Annotated in this window: 2 protein-coding genes; both read right to left on the bottom strand. The window is 71.0% G+C overall.

Annotated features, from left to right (window positions below; genetic code table 11):
- Nucleotides 1-185: 185 nt before the first annotated feature.
- On the bottom strand, nt 186-473 hold the full coding sequence (locus D180_RS10165; protein ID WP_017912710.1) for a hypothetical protein: 288 nt from the start codon (nt 471-473) through the stop codon (nt 186-188).
- A gap of 86 nt (nt 474-559) precedes the next feature.
- On the bottom strand, nt 560-1,588 hold the full coding sequence (locus D180_RS10160; protein ID WP_225851644.1) for a hypothetical protein: 1,029 nt from the start codon (nt 1,586-1,588) through the stop codon (nt 560-562).
- Nucleotides 1,589-1,829: the final 241 nt, after the last annotated feature.

Genomic DNA, 1,829 nt, shown 5'->3' with positions numbered 1-1,829 from the left:
GGGCAGTTGTCGGCGCGGGCGCGGACGATGCCGGGGGCGCGGTCTGCGCGGAAGCGACGCCAGCAACGAGGGCCAGCAGGACGGGAGTGAGGCGGAACGCGAAGGAGATGGACAAGGACATCGCTCGGCAGCGGCGGTGGCAAGGGCCGCAGTCTACGCGGCCTGTGCGGACCAGCGCAGCGGCCCTATGGCGTCTCCTCGCTCGCCACTACCGTATTCTCGCTCGCCACTCCCGCGGCCGCGGCCGGGGCGGCATAGCGCTGGCGGTGCCAGGCGCGCCAGCTCGCCCACAGTGCCCACGCGGTCGCCGCGAGCAGGCCGAACAGACTCAGCAGCGAGCCGGTCCGCGCCAGCCAGGGCGCGTGCAGGCCGTTGGCGAGGTGCAGCAGCACTTCGGCGATCGCGAAGCCGCCCAACGCCAGCAACGCCGGGGGCAGGTACAGCCGCAGCATCAAGCGGGTTCCGGCGGCCATGCGCGCGCTCCGGGATGGGATGCGGCGACGCTAGCCCCGCGTCCATGCCCGCCACGTGAATGGGCGGCATGCGCCGCAGCGGCCGTTCAGGCGCCGGGCGAGGCCAGCGGCAGGGTCGCCACGTCGATCTCCGACAGCGGGCTTTCCGCCGGACAGGCCTGGTCCGGGAACCCGAAGCGCTGCTTCAGCGCCTGGCCGCAGGCGGTCAGGCTCTCCAGGTCCACGTCCTTTTTGGTCTTGCACTCCTGGTCGAAGGCGACCAGGAACGCATCCTTACGCCGCACGAAATCGTCGCCGCACTTGCGCAACTGCTTGATCCGCTCCAGGTCGTCCTGCACCGCGTTGGTGCCGTCGAGCCCGTACTGCTTGAGTTCGTCGCTGCTGAGCAGGCGCAGGCTGCGGTTGGGCACGGTCATCATCAGATCGGCCACCGCCACCGCCACGCCGTTGCGCTCCAGGTAGTCCTTGACGTTGCCATAGACCTCCTGCAGCTCGCGATTGAGCTCGGCGCGCGAGGTCGCGGTGGAACTGATCCGCATCATCCGGTGGATGCCGACCTTGCCGGAGATCAGCCGGTTGTCGCCGGCGGCCAGCACGAACACGCAGGCGCTGTGGCAGACCGAGCCTTCGCGCACCCACACGGTCCAGCCGGATTCGCCGATCGCATCGCCGGCACGGATCGCCGCCTCGACCTGGCCGCCGCTGGAATCCAGGTCGAGCACGCGCTTGCCGATGCCGGTCTGCCTGGCCACTTCGGCCAGGCGCCGCACCATTTCGGCGAAGCCGGCGTTGATCTTGCCGACATAGCGCACCCGCATCAGCCCACGCTCGCGGCACGGCGCCAGCGCCGCCTCCACGGCGGGCCGGTCCAGCCCGGCCAGCGGCTGGCCATCGCCGGCGTCGGCGGCATAGTCGGTGTCGCAGCTGATGAAGGCCTCGCCATTCTCCAGCGTGGCCTCGTCCCAGGCCTGCGGGTCGCGCTTGGGCGCGACCGCATGCGGCGGCGGTGCCGGCGGCGCACCGATCGAGACCATGTGCTCGCCATCGGCGGAGGGGCTGTCGGCGACGGTCCGCGGTGCCGACGCCGGCTGCTGCCCGCAGGCCAACAGGCCCAGGCAACACAGCCACAACCAGCAGAGTCTGAACGGAGCGGCCAAACGGAGGATCCATGGACGAGACGAAAAAGACAGGCGCCAGGCGCCTGTGGACCTAGTCTAGTGCCGCCGCGCGGAACCTCCCCAACTGCGCCTAAACCGCGGTCACCGCGGCCACGCGACAGCCGCGGCATTGCTGTCCGAAAACGGCCAGTGCGCCGCGCCGGGGCCGACTAGACTGGCGCCATGCCTGCCCTCGCCG

Origin of the sequence: Xanthomonas sp. SHU 166 (assembly GCF_000364685.1) — a bacterium.
Lineage (GTDB): Bacteria > Pseudomonadota > Gammaproteobacteria > Xanthomonadales > Xanthomonadaceae > Xanthomonas_A > Xanthomonas_A sontii.
Note: the sequence above shows the minus strand (reverse complement) of the source record. Positions and strands in the feature narration are given on the sequence as shown.